Genomic DNA, 15,959 nt, shown 5'->3' with positions numbered 1-15,959 from the left:
AACCTATCAACCACATGAGCTATTACAGGCGAATTGTATTTTTGGTGTGCGTTTCGGGGGCGATCATCTTCAGCGGCTGTAAAAAACGGCCTGAACCGCAGGAGGTGGCCCTCGAATTCATGCACGCCATCCAGGAATCGAACTTCGAACGTGCCAAGGAATATGCTACCAAAGAATCCCAACAGGTTATACTGCTGTACTCCATTTTTGACGGCAAGCGCAACGAAAACGAGCGCGAAAAAATCAAGAACGCCCAGCTGGAAGTAGTAGATCATAAAGAAGAGGGCGACAAAGCCACGGTAACCATTCTCAATTCTTCCGCCAGCCAGCAGGAAACCCTGCAACTGGTCAAAGAAAGCGGACAGTGGAAAATATCCCTGACACTCGAAAGCATCCTTCCTACCTATGTAGCGCCCGGCGCAATGGACATGAACAATATGGCGCCGGCCGCCACGGATTCTACAGCTGCTAAATGACTATATGCCACGCACATTTTAACGGTAAAGCATACTGCATTTCACATTTTTTATAGCAATTCCGGGGTTTGTTCCTTAATTTTGCCGCCGTCAGCAAACCGGGCAGGGCATTCCTGATCAAACCGACAAGCTCCTGCAAGGCCCTGCTGTACGAGATTGTATACTTTTTTAAATGAAGATTGAATGACGACAACGAATCCCTGGCACAACGTGAGCCCCGGTGATAACGCCCCGCATGTAGTGACCGGTATTATTGAAATACCGAAAGGCTCCCGTGCCAAATACGAGCTGGATAAGGAAAGCGGATTGCTGAAACTCGACCGTGTATTGTATTCTTCCGTATACTACCCGGCCAACTACGGTTTTATTCCGAAAACGTATTGCGATGACAATGACCCGCTGGACATTCTCATCCTCTCCCAGATAGACTGCGTGCCCCTCTGCATCATGGACGCCAAAGTGATCGGCGTTATGCAGATGATCGACGGCGGCGAAGCGGACGACAAGATCATTGCCGTGGCCGCACACGACATGAGCGTGAACCACATCAACGACATCTCCGAACTGCCCCCGCACTTCATCGACGAGATGCGCCACTTCTTCGAAGAATACAAAAAACTGGAAAACAAAACCGTAAAGGTGGAAGAGTTCCAGAACAAGGCAAAGGCGGAACAGATCATCATCGACGCTTTCAAATTGTACGACACCACTTTCGGCGGTAAACAATAATCGCTGAACAGACCATATTCCGAAGCCCCGGCACTTTGCCGGGGCTTCGTCGTTTCCCCCTTTGCCGGAAAGTATCAGGCGATTCAGACAAAACTGTTGGCATACGGCACAGACGTAATGCAAACAAGCCTGTTTGCATCCCGGATGGACCAGCAAATTCAATGAGTTGTTTCACCCTGACCGGCTTGGGCGAACTGCATAAATCCGGGTCGTGTTTGCACCAAAAAGGCTGTAAACCCTGTTCAGGACATGGGCAACCCATGTCAAACTTCCCGAATAGCGGTGTAAATCTATAGCCGGATAAGCCACCCTATTGATGAAACCCCGGCGAACCTCACCTCTTCGATACCCTTCCGATAGGGATACGTTACCCCTATAAGAGGTAACGTATAGGTGGCGTATAGATGGCGTATGGGTGGCGTATGGGTATCGATCCTCTAATGAAACCCTTTGTGGTGGCCTGATCAGCGCCTGTTTTCCGGCCATTTTCTGCCTGTTTCACAATAATTCCGTGCTGGAGGCGGCTCAGAAGAAGCGTTTGATGAGCCGCAGCTGATGGGTCCGCAGGCCGGTATCGGCGTTGACAATACCCTGATGGTCAATCGGATCGATGCGGACCTTGCCGGCGGAATGGATGATCCGGTGGCCGTTGAGCAACAGGCCCACGTGGGTAATACGGCCGGCTTCGTTGTCGAAAAAAGCCAGGTCGCCGGGTTGCGCTTCCTGCAGGAGGCTTACGTCCGTTCCCTGGGTGGCCTGCTGGTAGGCGTCCCGCAGCAGGGAAATGCCGAGGATTTTATACACGGATTGTGTAAATCCGGAGCAATCGATCCCGAAAACGCTTTTTCCGCCCCATAAATAGGCTGTATTCAGAAACTGCTGCGCTATATCCTGCCAGGCCGCTTGGGGCGAAACAGGCGGCTGCCAGGGTGCAATACCGGCCACGGGCGTTACCTGCCAGTTGCCCCATTGCGGATCGCCCAGTTTCAGCAGGCAGCCGTAAGGGATGTGCATCGGCTGCCGGTTGATGGTCAGCTCCCCTGTCCACCCTGTAACTATATGCGTGGGCGGCGCGTTAAAAATTGCAGGGGTGATGGTTTCCAGGTGGGAATTGGTGACCCAGCCCTCGTACCCGTCCGCCTGGAGGCGCACCCTGATCCAGCCCTCCGCATTAACTGTTTCGGTTTCAACACATTCTCCGAACAGCGCCTGGGAAATAATCTCGCTGCGGTGGGCCGGTTCCGCCCGCATGGGCATCACGGGCACGGTTACAATTGCGAATGGCATGTTAATTGTTTAAATAATATGACTTGTGGATGAACTTTTGCCACGAAAATGCGTAAATATAATGTAATAAGCTTATGCACCTTTTGCTAAATAACCTGAACGACAAAGAGCTCCTCCTGCGCATCCGCAAGCTGCAGGACCGGGAGGCGGCGGGCGTATTGCTCAGCCGGTACAGCCACTTGCTGGTGGCGGTGAGCCTGCCCCGGTTGTCGTCCGAAAAAACGGCAGAAGAAGCGTTTCCCGCGTTAACCCGCCAACTTTTTACACGCCTGCAATCCGCCTACGGCAAAGTCAGCGAAACCATTTATGAAATGGTGCAGTATTACTTCCACAAAGGCGGCAAAACGGCCTACCCTTATCAGCCAACGACGCCCGCCGCCATCCAGCGGCTGGAAACCCGGGTAGAGCTGGCCGGTAACAACCCGATAGAAAAAAATGCCATTGCAGCGCGGCTTGAAAAAGCATTCGAAGCCCTCGCGGCCGACGAGCGGCAACTGGTTACCCGTTTTTACCTGGAGCACCGCCCCCTGCAGGAACTGGCGAGGGCGCAACATACAACGACCGATAAGATCAGGAATAGTCTGAAGCATGTGCGGAAGAAAATAGCTACTCATTTGATGGACGAGGCTTATGAATAATGATACTCCGAGGCAAGAACGGATCTTGAAGATCTTTACCCCTGTGCGCTGTGTGAACAGGGACCAGCTGCTGCGTTACCAGCGCGGCCAGATGACTGATGTGGAAAAACACCTCATCGAGCAACACCTCGTGGAATGCGATCTGTGCCACGATGCGGTGCTGGCATTGGAAAATCCGAAACATCACGAACCGTTTGAAAGGCTCAGCCACCAGCTCAGCCTGTTCATCCAACGCGAATACGAGTCGCCGGTAAAACAGCAGAAGCAGCAGGTAAAACCCGCCCGCCAGGTGATGAGCCGGGAAAGCCTGCTGTCGTACTTCTGGGTGATCATGTTCCTCGTGATCGGCGGCGGCAGTATATTCCTGTTACAGGAGCACCTGAAAAACAGGCCCGCGCTGGCCACCATCCCAGTGCGCGCCGCCAATGCGCTGACCGTGCCGCCTGCTCCGCAAACGGCTGCCACCGTTGTAACGGAAACACCGCCCGAAAAAACACCCGTTATCCAGACGCAATACAGCACCCGCGATACCACCCGGCGGCATGTTGCGTTAAGCGCAAAAGACTCCGCCCTGCTGAAAAAGAAACCGGCCAGAGACAGCATCCGCAAGGCGATAACGGACTCGAATACACGCGTTGCGCTGAAGGCGCCGCAGCCGCCCGTGGCCAAAGACACGCCTAAAGCCAAAGAGGAAAAACTGGCGGTGAACACCACCCCCATCCAGCAGGAAAAAGAAGAAGAAAAAGCCCCTCCCAAAGAGGAGAAAAAGGAAGAAGCGCCCAAACCCGCCCCCGTTTCCGGGGATGAAGCCCTGTACCGCTCCGCCGTACAAAGGCAGCAGGAAGGCGATGTGAACGAGGCCATCAGCCAGTTCAAAAAACTGTCGGATAACGATAAGTACTCCGAACGCGCCAAATACCAGCTGGCACTGCTCTACCGCAGCAAAGGCCAGAACGGGAAAGCCCGCCGCCTTTTCCGGGAGATCGTCAAAATGGACGGCAACCTCAAACCCCAGGCACAGGCCGCGCTCAATAACATGAATTAATTTTATGGAATCGGCGTGAAGCTGCATCTTAACAGTTGAACGCTATCTTTACACTGTGAACTATCCCAGCGAACAACAACTAACGGACCAGGACCTGTTGCAACGGTATAAAACCGATGGCAACAGCAAATGGATAGGCATTCTTTTCGACCGATACGCTATACTGCTACTGGGCCTGTGCATGAAGTACCTGAAGAATGAAGAAGACGCCCGCGACAGCGTGCAGCAGATATTCCTCAAAGTATTGTCAGACATCCATAAACACGATGTGGTGTATTTCAAAGCCTGGATTTACCAGGTGGCAAGGAACCATTCCCTGATGCAGCTGCGGCATCATAAAGAAGTGGAACTGAAAGAGAACCACATGCCCGGCACCGCCGAAATCGAAGACCATTCCGGTCATGTGCAGAAAGACCTGCTGCTCGAAAACATGCAGGCGGCCATGGGCATGCTGAACGAAGAACAGCGCCGCTGCGTGCAATTGTTTTACCTCGACAAAAAAAGCTACCAGGAAATCGCGGACGAAACGGGGTACAGCCTGTTACAGGTTAAAAGTTACATCCAGAACGGAAAACGCAACCTGAAATTATTATTGGAAAAGTACAGTAAAAATAAACGCTAACTTGCATTAGCGAAAGCATAATTATGAACGATCATTTCGCCGACATCTTCACCGAAACCGCCTGCCCCTCGCAGGACCAGCTGCTGGCTTACGTAGAAGGCAAGCTCAGTCCCGCCGAGCGCCACAACGTGGAGCTGCACCTGCAGGACTGCGACCTGTGCAGCGAAGCGGTAGAAGGTTTATCGGCCATTCAGGAGAAAGACAAGATACCCGGCTGGCTGCGGGAAGCCAAATGGAACGTGCTGAAGAAACTGCGCCGCAAAAACCACAAACGCCGGAAGCAGGATTTTTATTTGTTCATCGGCATCGTGGCGCTGGTGATTATCCTGCTGGCGATAGGGTTGTACTGGGCGTATCATTTTTCGCGGTAGCATTTCAATGGGGAACATGAATTCGCAGATTACGAACTGGCTAAATCAACGATTCTCCCCCTTCGGTGACGATTTTACCTATGAAGTCTGAAAAGGATCCTGCAACAGTATGATAAGTATTTCCCCAATCGTAAATACATATGATATTGTTGCCCCCTCTACTATTTGACAGCTTAATAGCCCAATAACAGCTATTGACGTTATAGTCGCCAAATATGAAAAAAGAATCGGCGTTGGGAAGTGACCAGTTATTCGAAGGGTTTACAATTTTATTTTCTGCCGACGCACTTGAGTCATATAAGCAGCTTTTTTCAAGCGCATCTTTGATGTTGGTTGACAGGGCTTCCTTCAGGCTTGCAAGCCTGGTCAGTGGAATTATCCTGTGCAGTGGCCAAAGATTTGACAGTCCCCACATCTCTCCCTCGCGAAATCCATTCATTGTAGTCAGATAAAGCCCAAAGTCATGTGGAATCTTTACATTGTTTTGGGATTCAAATGCAGTAATCTGATATTTATCAACAGGCGGGTTAGCAGCGATTCCATTATTTTTTAGAATATTCTGAAAGTCGGTAAGACAATTCATGGAAAGCGTCTTTAATATTCGGTTAGCTTAGTTTTCCCCCAACTTCCTTCCATTCACCACCACATGCAAAAAAAGGGGTTTCAATCTCTTCGTGATTACCCCGGGGCTGCAATGACGGAGTCAGCAACCATGTTCAATATCCGCTTCAATACAAATGTTTATCCCCCTTCCCTTCCCATAATTTAAACACTTCCCTTGCCGATTCGGTAGGCATGGGGATGAAAGGGATTTTTTTATCGTGGTGAGGCACTTCTATTTCGCGGTAAATGAACGAGTCGTCGAATGCGATGGCGGCGGCTTCTTCTTTGGTATTGGCGAAGAACACCCTTTGGGGGCGGGCCCAGTAGATGGCGCCGAGGCACATCGGGCAGGGCTCGCAGGAAGTGAATATTTCGCAGTCCGTCAGCTGGAAAGTCCGCAGTTTCGTGCAGGCGTTACGGATAGCCACCACTTCCGCGTGGGCCGTGGGGTCGTTGTGCGCCAGAACCTGGTTCCAGCCCTCCCCCACGATCTCGTCGCCCTGCACCACAATCGCGCCGAAGGGGCCGCCGTCGCCGCCCTGCATGCCTTTCTTCGACAATTCGACGGCCATCGCCATAAACTTCTTTTCTCTTTCTCCGATCTGGTACATAACAATGCTTTTTTGTATAACGGTCCATACAAAAGTATTGTTTTATACGCACAATGCCCCTGGCCCTGCGCCCCGCAAACGCGGAGCGCAGAGAGGAAGCATCACCGTACAGGCAAAGGCGCAGGGCAGGCCGCCCCACGCCCCTCCTGCAGGCCTTTTAACCCCCATTTCCTAACATCACAACAACCCAAGATAAGAGGATAATTACATTAAACAAAGTTTTAATTCGTTTGGTTTGACAACCGGTTGGTTATGATCATCTTGGAAGCATAAAAAAACCCGGATGAAGACTCATCCGGGTGTTTACCTGTAACTGTATATCGTCGTATTTAGAATAGAAAGGTTAAGTATTCCTGATCACTACCACCCCGTCGAACACATCCACGAGTACGGGTTTGGTTTTGTCGATTTCGCCGCCGAGTATCTTTTTACTGAGCAGGTTCACGATCTGTTTCTGAATCAGGCGCTTCAGCGGTCTTGCACCAAACTGCGGATCGTAACCCTGTTCTGCCAGGTAATCCAGCGCATAATCAGAGAATTCCAATATCATGCCATTTTTAGCTACCAGCTCCCTCAGTTGTTGTAATTGTATGTTAATTATTCCGCGTACTTCGGAGCGCATCAACGGCTGGAACATAATCACTTCGTCCACCCGGTTCAGGAACTCGGGACGGATGGTCTGTTTCAGCAGGCCCATCACTTCTTCCTTGGTGGCATCCACTATTTCATCGCGGTTGCCTTCATTGATTTTCTCGAAGTTTTCCTGGATAATGTGACTACCCATGTTGCTGGTCATGATAATGATGGTGTTCTTGAAATTCACCACACGGCCTTTATTATCGGTAAGGCGTCCATCGTCGAGCACCTGCAGCAGGATGTTGAACACATCCGGGTGCGCTTTTTCGATCTCGTCGAGCAGCACCACGCTGTAAGGCTTGCGGCGCACGGCTTCGGTGAGCTGGCCACCCTCATCGTATCCCACATAACCCGGAGGCGCGCCTACAAGACGGCTCACCGCGTGTTTTTCCTGGTATTCGCTCATGTCTATCCGCGTCATCATGCTTTCATCGTCGAAGAGGTAATCCGCCAGCGCTTTGGCCAGTTCCGTTTTACCCACACCGGTGGTACCGAGGAAGATGAAGGAACCGATCGGCCGCCGGGGATCGTGCAGGCCGGCGCGACTTCTGCGGATGGCGTCCGCCACGGCCACGATTGCTTCGTCCTGCCCCACTACGCGCTTATGCAGCTCGTCTTCGAGGTGCAGGAGCTTTTCCCTTTCGCTTTGCAGCATCCTCGTTACGGGGATACCGGTAGCTTTTGCCACGTTTTCGGCAATATCTTCCGCATCTACTTCTTCTTTTAACAATCTCTTATGACTGGCGGAGTGGCTGCTCAGTTCGGCCGTGAGTTCGGCCACGTTTTTTTCCTGTTCCTTGATTTTGCCGTAGCGTATTTCGGCTACTTTTCCGAAGTCGCCGTTACGTTCGGCCTGTTCGGCCTCCAGTTTCAGGTCTTCGATGGCGGCTTTGGCGTTCTGCACTTTATCGACCAGCTCTTTTTCCTGCTGCCATTTCGATTTGAAGGTGTTACGCTCTTCGCTCAGGCGGGCGATTTCGGCGCCCAGTTCGCGGAGCTTCTCTTCGTCGTTTTCACGCTTGATGGCTTCCCTTTCGATTTCCAGCTGGCGGATGCGGCGCTCGAGCTCATCCAGCTCTTCGGGCATGGAGTTCATTTCGAGGCGCAGTTTGGCCGCGCTTTCGTCGATCAGGTCGATGGCCTTGTCCGGCAGAAAACGGTCGGTGATATAGCGGTGCGATAATTCCACGGCCGCGATGATCGCTTCGTCGCGGATCAGTACATGGTGGTGGTTCTCATATCTTTCCTTGAGGCCGCGCAGGATGCTGATGGCGTCTTCCACGCTGGGCTCGTCGATCAGCACTTTCTGGAAGCGGCGCTCCAGGGCTTTATCTTTTTCAAAGTATTTCTGGTATTCGTTGAGGGTGGTGGCGCCGATGGCACGCAGTTCCCCTCTGGCCAGTGCGGGTTTCAGGATGTTGGCGGCATCCATCGCCCCTTCCATGGCGCCGGCGCCGATGAGGGTGTGAATCTCGTCGATAAACAGGATGATATCCCCGTTGCTTTCGCTCACTTCCTTCACCACGGCCTTGAGCCTTTCTTCGAACTCGCCGCGGTATTTGGCGCCGGCCATCAGTGCGCCCATATCGAGGGCGTAGATGATCTTGTTATGCAGGTTGTCCGGCACGTCGCCGTTGATGATACGGTGCGCCAGGCCTTCCGCGATGGCGGTTTTACCTACGCCGGGCTCACCCACCAGTATCGGGTTGTTTTTGGAGCGGCGGGAAAGGATGTGCAGCGTTCTGCGGATTTCCTCGTCGCGCCCGATCACCGGGTCCAGTTTACCGGCACGCGCCAGTTCGTTGAGGTTCTTGGAGTATTTTTCGAGGCTGTTATATTGTGCGTCGGCCGTTTGTGAATTAACGGTGCCGCCTTTACGAAGTTCGGTGATGGCCGCTTTAAGGCCTTTTTCGGTTAATCCGGCGGCTTTCAGCAGTTTGGCGGAATCGTCGCTGCCGCCCAGCAGGCCGAGCAGGATATGCTCCACGCTCACGAATTCGTCTTTAAATTCCTTGATGCTGGAACCGGCGCGGAGCAGGGCGTTATTGGCCTCGCGGCTCAATACCTGGCCGCCTTCGCCGGAACCGATGGTAGCGTACTGCTGCAGCTGTTCGTTGAGTTTCCCGTCGATAAAACCGGTGTTGACACCGTTTTTCTTCAGCAGGTATTCAATGCTGTTATCGTCGTCCTGCAGCAGCGCTTTCAGAATATGGCCCGTTTCAATCGCCTGGTTGCGGTGATTGAACGCCAGCTGCTGCGCCTGTTGCAGCGTTTCCTGTGATTTTATGGTGAAATTGTTCAGGTTCATATATCTTCTTTTGTCTCTTTTAGGTTAACGATTGGATTTTTGATTTGTTCAGGTTGTGCAAATGTCGAACCAGCCCCTTTACAGCCGTTAATATGGCAGAAAAGGGCCGCCGGGCCTGCATTATTTTCAGTTAACATATAAATAATCTGCTATTTTGTCTTTTTGTCCCTCCCGGTAATGAACTTAAGCTGATTATTCCCTGTTATATAGGTCTGTTGTAAGTCATTCTATAAATGCATCATCAATTCAATCACCTCCAAAACCTACCACTATGGCATTCGACCTGCTTGACACGCTGAAAAACCTCTTTAACAACGATTTTTCACGGACAGCAGCTACCCAGCTGGGAGAAAGTGAAGGCAACGTGCAGAAAGCGCTGGGCGGTATTATTCCCACCGTATTGACCGGGCTGTTGAACAAGGCCTCTACGCCCGGGGAAGCGGGCAATTTACTGGGGCTGATCAAGGATGCGGCTTCCGGCAACTTCTCCAACCTGGGCAACCTCGCAGGGGCTTTGCCCGCCGGGTTGCTGGCCAAAGGCGCAGACATCCTGCGGTCGCTGTTCGGCAACAAAGCCGGGGATATTACCAATGCGATCGCTTCTTATGCAGGCATCAAGCCCCAAAGCGCCGAAACGCTGCTGCAAACCGCCGCTCCGGCTTCGCTGGGGGTGATCGGCCAGCAGGTCGACAGTGGTCCGGGGCTGCTGGGTTTCCTGAACAGCCAGAAAGATAAAATCCTGGCCGCCGTTCCTTCCGGGCTGGGCCTCGCCGGCCTGCTGGGCGCCGGCAGCCTGGGCGACATCGGCAACAAGCTGAGCGGGCTTATTTCCGGCATCGGCGGCGGGGTGAAACATACCGCCAACTCCGTAAGCCACGCCGCCGAAAAAACAGGCGGTAACCGCTGGCTGTGGATACTCATCGCCGTCATCGCGCTCATCCTGCTGCTCTGGTTCCTGCTGCGCGGCTGCGGCAACCAGCCCGGCGGGCATGCGGTGACGGATTCCGTAACGGTGTCGCATATGGAAGACACGGCCATCTCCCATGTGACCGAGCCGGCCACCACACCCACGGTTACACGCGAATCCATCAAGGTGACGCTGCCGGACGGTACGGTGCTCGACGCGTATAAAGGCGGTATCGAAGACCAGCTCGTGACCTTCCTGAAAGACCCCAGCACCCAGGGCGGGAAAGACCAGTGGTTCGACTTCGATAACCTCAACTTCAAAACCGGCAGCGCGGAACTGACCGAAGAAAGCCAGGCACAGGTGAAAAACCTCGTGGCCATCCTCAACGCTTTCCCGAAAACAAAAATCAAAATCGGCGGATATACCGATGCCGTGGGCGACCCCAAGGCCAACCAGAAACTGTCGCAGCAACGCGCGGAATCCGTAGTCAGCGCATTGACGGCGGCACACGTGAAACCGGTGCAGCTATTGGGTGCGGAAGGATATGGATCTGAATTTGCAAAAGCGCCGGCCGATGCCCCTGACGAAGAAAGGAAAAAAGACAGGAGAATATCCGTGAGCGTACGCGAGAAATAAGTAATCAGTCAATAAAAAAAGGGTGTATCAAAACCGATACACCCTTTTTTTATTCCGCTTTGACGAACACGATGCGGTTGCGGTCCGCCTTGTAAATATCGTTGTAAAACTTTGCCAGCTTTTCGTATTCCGTGGCCGGGAATACCCCGTCGTTCTTTTCCATCACCCGTACATATGTGATCTGGTTCCCGTTCACCGTGGCTTTGGCCGAATACCTGCCGTACTTTTCTTCCAGCTTCACCTCCTGAAAGATGGACTCCAGTTTATAACCTTCCGGAATGGTGAGCTGCACGGTGTCCACATCTTTCCAGGGATAACTGAGCTGGATGGGCGACAGCCGTTTCTTTTCGGGATCGAGCTTGGTGCCGCTGCGGTTGAGCACGTTGGGCGTTACGAAAATGCGTTTGCCGCTCACGGACGCGTAGCTGCTGGCCGTGATATCGAGCACCTCCCCCATTTCCGGCACCACGCCGGCGGCGGATTTGGCGGTGTAGTTGTATTTGGCGATATCGTAGCTCGGCAGATTGAACATCCTTTTCAGGGATTCCAGCTGTTTTTCGGGTTTCAGGTTGTTGACGAGTTTGTGGCACCAGTCCTGCTGCAGCCCCGTATACACCGTCTGCACCTGCCCGCTCATGTCGCCGGCAGGGTTGATGCTCGCTTTGATGTTGCGCAGCTGCTGGTTCTGCTGCATGGCGTACCGTGGCGTGCGGGCCAGTTTGCCGCCCGTTTCGTCGATCAGCAGCACCGCCCGGTTGCAGGTAAAATCGCTCAGGTAGCCCGCCGGCAGCGTCTGGCTGGTGCATTCGAGCCAGGTCGTGTCTTTCCCCAGCGGCACGCAGAGGATGATGTGGTTGAACTGGTTCATGCTGAAATCTTCGATGATATCGGGCGCATCGTCGCCGGAGCGTACGATGGTATAATGCGAACGGATGCCCGCTTCCTTCAGCAGCGAGAACATATAGTTGCTCAGGGCCTTGCAATCGCCGTAGCCTTTGTTGGCCACATAGGCCGCATCGAAGGTCTGCCAGCCGCCCACGCCCAGCTGGATGCTGATGTAACGGGTATTCTTCTGCAGGTACTGATAAAGCGTCCTGATTTTCTCTTCCGGGGTTTTAAGCCCGTCGGTGAGGGCGTGCACTTCCGCTTTCACTTTATCCGGCAACTGGTCGCGGCCGGCGTTGAGGGTGAGGATGAACTTCCCGAAATCGTTCCAGGTGTTCATGTTACCGGTGTAGCTGCCGTACGAAAAGTCGCTGGGGGCGGTAAACACCGCGGTGGTGCGCTGCTGGATGGGCAACGTCATGCTTTCCGGCTCCAGGGCCGCCAGGTTGCGTACTTCCCAGGTAAAGGTCTTGTCGCCCTTATTAACGGCCTGTACAGGCTCTCCTTTGTAGTTGAACTGGCGGTAGCGGAGTTTGTAATCCTCCGGCACGGTTACCGACAGGCGGCTTTGTTCCACCGCGAAACCTTCGTCGGGCTGGGGCAGCCAGCCGGGTAAAAAGGCGGTGAAGCTGCGCGAGGTTTCCACTTCATACTCCACGGTGTAAGGATAGATCCGGTGGTGAAAGTCGTGCGTTTTGACGCGGCTGTCGTCCATCAGGCTCTCTCCCACCGCGCTCAGGTCGGTCACTTCGCTTTTCTTCAGTTTGCGCACCACGTTGCCCTGCGCATCGTACAAGACGCCGCTGATGTCGCGGATGTCTTTGTCTTTATCATAAAACTCATGAAAACCGGCATGTTCTTCCCCGTTTTCGTCGAGAATGGTAAGCACTCTTTTTTCGATGACGCGGAGGTCTTTCAGGCTGTGCATCTTAACGGTGATTTCCTCCAGCCGGGTAACCACATGGGCATTTTTCAGCAGGTCCGCCGGAATGGCGCTTACCGGGTATTTCGGGTCGCCGGCATAGGCGGTGGCGCTGAGCAGCAACAGGCAAAGGCTTCTTTTGATCATCTTCAGCTTTTTTTCTTTAAAACAATCTGTTCCGCATGTTTTTTCACGATCACGTCGTAGAATTCGCGCAGGCTGTCGTATTCCTCCGGCAGGTAATTGGCGCGGGTGAGTTTCACGCGGGAACGCAGCTGGATCATATTCCCGGTTTGCTGTACGAGGAACTGGAACAGCCCTTCGCCGTCGTTGTATTTAACGATGGTGGACTTGGGAATTTCTTCCACCGTATAGTTGTCCGGCAGCTGGATGCTGAGGGTGAAATTCGCATCAGGCACGGCCGGCATCTCAACGGGATAGGCGCGTACGGCCGATTTGAAAGGGTTGCTGCGCAGCGACTCGGAGAACATCGGGTGCAGGTAAATCATTCCGTTATCTGAGTCTGTGTTTAGCGTAAAATCATATTCCACGAGCACGGGCTCGGCATAATCTTTCAGTTTGTCGATTTTACCGTTTTTCAGGTTGATGTCGGTAGAGTACCCTTTGGCGATGTCTTTAAAATAGGTTTCTTCGCCTTTCTCCTTGATTTTCGCGCGCAGGTCGTACGATTCAAAATAGGTGGGTTGCTGCTGGAAGTGGCCCGTCAGCACACCTTTCTCATCGGGAGCAATAAAGATCCCGGTCACTTTGTATTCTCTCAGTGAATCCGCTTCAAATGCCAGGGCGCCCGCATCGACTGTTACCAGTCTCGCATGGCCGTTGTAACACGAAGCGTGCAGTTTACCGAACCCGAGATAAGGGCGGGTGGCGTCGAGCGTATATTCCGCACCGTCTGCCTGTACGCTGGCGATGGTATAATTAAACCGCGATGCGATAGGATACAGCGCGTATACTTTACCGTGATTACGGGTGCTCAGCAGCACCGGCGCCGCCTGCAAACCGGCTTGCCGCAGCATCGCCACCAGCACGAGGTTGATCTCCGTCACCGAGCCGCTTTTTTTGGTGAAGGTGGTTTTCAGGGACTGGTCCGCATAGCGGATGGAATAATCCGTGCAGGTGAAGTTATCGCGCACGTAGGCGAAGACCTTTTCCGCTTTCTCCTTTTCGGTAGCAGCGCCGGCCGTCAATGTCTTTACTTCATCGCTCATGAAGTTGTTGTTTTTATCGAGCGCCGCGCCGTAATATTCGGCCTTCATCATCGTTTCCATAAACTTCGGCCAGGTATTCATGTGGTTGCGCACCGGCTGGTTCGGGAACCGTTCCGCCGCCAGCTGGAATTCGATATAACAAACGTGATTGGACAGAGTAGTCACAAAACCTTCTTCTTTCAGCGGCGCCACATCCTTCATGACCCAGCGGTGGCGGGTAACACCGGGATTGACGGACACCGTTTCGGAACGCCCGGTGCTGGAGCCATACGGCCCGTCTGCAGCCATCCGGAAAGAAAAGTTCTTGCGGCTGTTTTCGCTGTCTTTGATATGGAACGGATGATAACCCTGGCTGAGGAAGATATATTCGTAATATTCCGGCAGGGTGATCTCATATTCACTCCACAGTACGGGATGCTCGGCGTCCTGGAAAGCCCAGGGCCGCAGGCGGGAAAAGAATTCGGAATTGATGGTGTAGGAAAATTCAATGATCGACCCTTCTTTCACGGCCGGCAGGGTGAATTTTTTCAGCACGGTGTTTTCGTCGTATTTGTCGGTAAACACACCCTTGCTCTCGAGTTTGGTTTCCACCACTTTGCCGTCTTCCAGGTTGTAGGTCACCGCTTTCAGGTTGCTGACTCGCTCTTCGCGTGAGCCTTCCTGGTGGAGGTAAATGGAGACATTAGCTTCGTCGTAGCCGTTTTTATTCAGGATGTGAATCCTTTTGTACCGTTTGTACACCTGGATGAACCAGTCGGTGCCGGATTCAAAGGAAGAAGAGCCGATATCGGCTACGATGACGGCGCTGGTGCCGGTGTCGATCTTGTATGCATCGGTTTTAAAATCTTCGGGTGTGATTTTCCCGAAACGGGCTGAACTTTTGTCCTGGGCAACGGCGCAAAGGGACAAACAGAAGGCTCCAAACAGCAGGGTGTAAGTTTTAATCTGCATTGAAAGGTATTGAGGGATTCGAAACTAGGCCTAAAAGTATACATTTTTATGACACATAGGTGTAACTTGCACACAAATGCAGCTTTTAGAGAAAAATACGCGGTTGGTCAAAGAAAAGGCCCGTGCCCTGGGCTTTGACCATTGCGGCATCGCCAAAGCGGAGGAGTTAACCGAAGACGCCTTCCGGCTGGAGCAATGGCTCAACAAAGGCATGCACGGCAATATGGGGTATATGGCCAACTACTTCGACAAGCGGATAGACCCCCGCAAGCTGGTAGAGGGCGCCCAAAGCGTGATCACGCTGCTGCTGAACTACTATCCTTCCGCCACCCAGCAGCCGGACGCGCCGAAGATTGCCAAATACGCATATGGCGCTGATTATCACGAGGTCATACGCGGCAAGCTGAACGAATTCCTGGCCGAACTGCGCGGTTTCCTGGGCGATATCCAGGGCCGTGGTTTCGTGGACTCCGCCCCCGTACTGGAACGCAGCTGGGCGCAGCGGAGCGGCCTCGGGTGGATCGGCAAAAACGGGAACCTCATCCATAAACAGGCCGGTTCCTTCTTCTTTATCGCCACCCTGATCGTAGACGTGCCCCTGCTCTACGATGCCCCTACCGGCGACTATTGCGGCAGCTGCACCCGCTGCCTCGACGCCTGCCCCACCGGCGCATTGGTATCGCCAACAGTGGTAGACGGCAGCCGGTGTATTTCCTATTACACCATCGAACTGAAAGACGCCCTTATCCCCGGGCAGATGGAAGGAAAATTCGACAACTGGATGTTCGGCTGCGATATCTGCCAGGATGTTTGCCCCTGGAACCGCTTTTCTTCTCCCAATACCACGTTTACACCCATACCCGAAGTGCTCGATTTCACCACCGCCCAATGGGAAGAACTGACGGAAGAGGAATTCAAACGCATCTTCCGGCATTCACCCCTGAAGCGGAGCAAATACGCGGGAATACGGCGGAACCTGAAGTTTCTGCAGGGGTAGCCCGGCGTTTTACCGGACAGGCCAGGGATTCCCGAAAATGAAATAAATTCACCGGGCGCGGCGCCCGACGAGGACTGGAAATGTGATCAACCGTCTCACTAACATT

Annotated in this window: 15 protein-coding genes; 8 read left to right on the top strand and 7 right to left on the bottom strand. The window is 53.2% G+C overall.

The annotated features are described in order from the left end of the window. The first annotated feature begins 14 nt into the window (after positions 1 to 14). Together EGT74_RS25720 and EGT74_RS25715 are read left to right on the top strand one after the other, a co-directional pair. Positions 15 to 476 carry a DUF4878 domain-containing protein gene (locus tag EGT74_RS25720; protein WP_123849484.1) on the top strand — a complete coding sequence of 154 codons (462 nt, stop codon included), beginning with the start codon at positions 15 to 17 and terminating at the stop codon, positions 474 to 476. Between the two features lie 183 nt (positions 477 to 659). Continuing rightward, on the top strand, positions 660 to 1,205 hold the full coding sequence (locus tag EGT74_RS25715) for an inorganic diphosphatase (protein ID WP_123849483.1): 546 nt from the start codon (positions 660 to 662) through the stop codon (positions 1,203 to 1,205). Positions 1,206 to 1,730: 525 nt separating this feature from the next. Here EGT74_RS25715 and EGT74_RS25710 read toward each other — a convergent pair. Then, positions 1,731 to 2,492, bottom strand: coding sequence for a C40 family peptidase (locus tag EGT74_RS25710; protein ID WP_123849482.1), 762 nt, complete (start codon positions 2,490 to 2,492; stop codon positions 1,731 to 1,733). Positions 2,493 to 2,566: 74 nt separating this feature from the next. On the opposite strand from EGT74_RS25710, the gene EGT74_RS25705 reads away from it, so the two are divergent. Genes EGT74_RS25705 through EGT74_RS25690 form a run of 4 tightly spaced genes read left to right on the top strand, consistent with a single transcriptional unit; the run spans position 2,567 to position 5,168 of the window. Beyond that, entirely contained in the window at positions 2,567 to 3,130 is a 564-nt protein-coding gene (locus tag EGT74_RS25705) for a sigma-70 RNA polymerase sigma factor region 4 domain-containing protein (protein WP_123849481.1), read from the top strand. A gap of 25 nt (positions 3,131 to 3,155) precedes the next feature. Continuing rightward, a complete protein-coding gene (locus EGT74_RS25700) occupies positions 3,156 to 4,175 on the top strand; it encodes a tetratricopeptide repeat protein (RefSeq protein ID WP_158618303.1) in 1,020 nt (339 codons plus the stop codon). Between the two features lie 55 nt (positions 4,176 to 4,230). Continuing rightward, the gene (locus EGT74_RS25695; RefSeq protein ID WP_123849479.1) at positions 4,231 to 4,797 is read left to right on the top strand and encodes an RNA polymerase sigma factor; all 567 of its coding nucleotides are present in this window, start codon (positions 4,231 to 4,233) and stop codon (positions 4,795 to 4,797) included. Positions 4,798 to 4,820: 23 nt separating this feature from the next. Next, positions 4,821 to 5,168, top strand: a complete 348-nt coding sequence (locus EGT74_RS25690) for an anti-sigma factor family protein (RefSeq protein ID WP_123849478.1) — start codon at positions 4,821 to 4,823, stop codon at positions 5,166 to 5,168. 40 nt (positions 5,169 to 5,208) lie between these two features. Here EGT74_RS25690 and EGT74_RS25685 read toward each other — a convergent pair whose 3' ends face one another. The 4 genes from EGT74_RS25685 to EGT74_RS26990 form a co-directional block, all read right to left on the bottom strand. Next, positions 5,209 to 5,751, bottom strand: a complete 543-nt coding sequence (locus EGT74_RS25685) for an SMI1/KNR4 family protein (RefSeq protein WP_123849477.1) — start codon at positions 5,749 to 5,751, stop codon at positions 5,209 to 5,211. Between the two features lie 145 nt (positions 5,752 to 5,896). Next, complete coding sequence (locus tag EGT74_RS25680) at positions 5,897 to 6,382, bottom strand: nucleoside deaminase (protein ID WP_123849476.1); 486 nt, start codon at positions 6,380 to 6,382, stop codon at positions 5,897 to 5,899. Between the two features lie 343 nt (positions 6,383 to 6,725). Then, the gene (gene clpB / locus EGT74_RS25675; protein ID WP_123849475.1) at positions 6,726 to 9,326 is read right to left on the bottom strand and encodes an ATP-dependent chaperone ClpB; all 2,601 of its coding nucleotides are present in this window, start codon (positions 9,324 to 9,326) and stop codon (positions 6,726 to 6,728) included. Then, complete coding sequence (locus tag EGT74_RS26990; protein WP_158618302.1) at positions 9,323 to 9,463, bottom strand: hypothetical protein; 141 nt, start codon at positions 9,461 to 9,463, stop codon at positions 9,323 to 9,325. Before EGT74_RS26990 ends, clpB begins: the two co-directional genes overlap by 4 nt. Before the next feature lie 134 nt (positions 9,464 to 9,597). Between EGT74_RS26990 and EGT74_RS25670 the strand changes: the two genes are divergently transcribed. Next, a complete protein-coding gene (locus tag EGT74_RS25670) occupies positions 9,598 to 10,869 on the top strand; it encodes an OmpA family protein (protein WP_123849474.1) in 1,272 nt (423 codons plus the stop codon). A gap of 49 nt (positions 10,870 to 10,918) precedes the next feature. Here EGT74_RS25670 and EGT74_RS25665 read toward each other — a convergent pair whose 3' ends face one another. Together EGT74_RS25665 and EGT74_RS25660 are read right to left on the bottom strand one after the other, a co-directional pair. After that, positions 10,919 to 12,823 carry a DUF3857 domain-containing transglutaminase family protein gene (locus EGT74_RS25665; RefSeq protein WP_123849473.1) on the bottom strand — a complete coding sequence of 635 codons (1,905 nt, stop codon included), beginning with the start codon at positions 12,821 to 12,823 and terminating at the stop codon, positions 10,919 to 10,921. A gap of 2 nt (positions 12,824 to 12,825) precedes the next feature. Continuing rightward, positions 12,826 to 14,856 carry a DUF3857 domain-containing protein gene (locus EGT74_RS25660; RefSeq protein ID WP_123849472.1) on the bottom strand — a complete coding sequence of 677 codons (2,031 nt, stop codon included), beginning with the start codon at positions 14,854 to 14,856 and terminating at the stop codon, positions 12,826 to 12,828. Between the two features lie 103 nt (positions 14,857 to 14,959). On the opposite strand from EGT74_RS25660, the gene queG reads away from it, so the two are divergent. Beyond that, the gene (gene queG, locus EGT74_RS25655) at positions 14,960 to 15,853 is read left to right on the top strand and encodes a tRNA epoxyqueuosine(34) reductase QueG (RefSeq protein ID WP_246008303.1); all 894 of its coding nucleotides are present in this window, start codon (positions 14,960 to 14,962) and stop codon (positions 15,851 to 15,853) included. Positions 15,854 to 15,959: the final 106 nt, after the last annotated feature.

The organism is Chitinophaga lutea (genome assembly GCF_003813775.1).
GTDB lineage: Bacteria > Bacteroidota > Bacteroidia > Chitinophagales > Chitinophagaceae > Chitinophaga > Chitinophaga lutea.
Note: the sequence above shows the minus strand (reverse complement) of the source record. Positions and strands in the feature narration are given on the sequence as shown.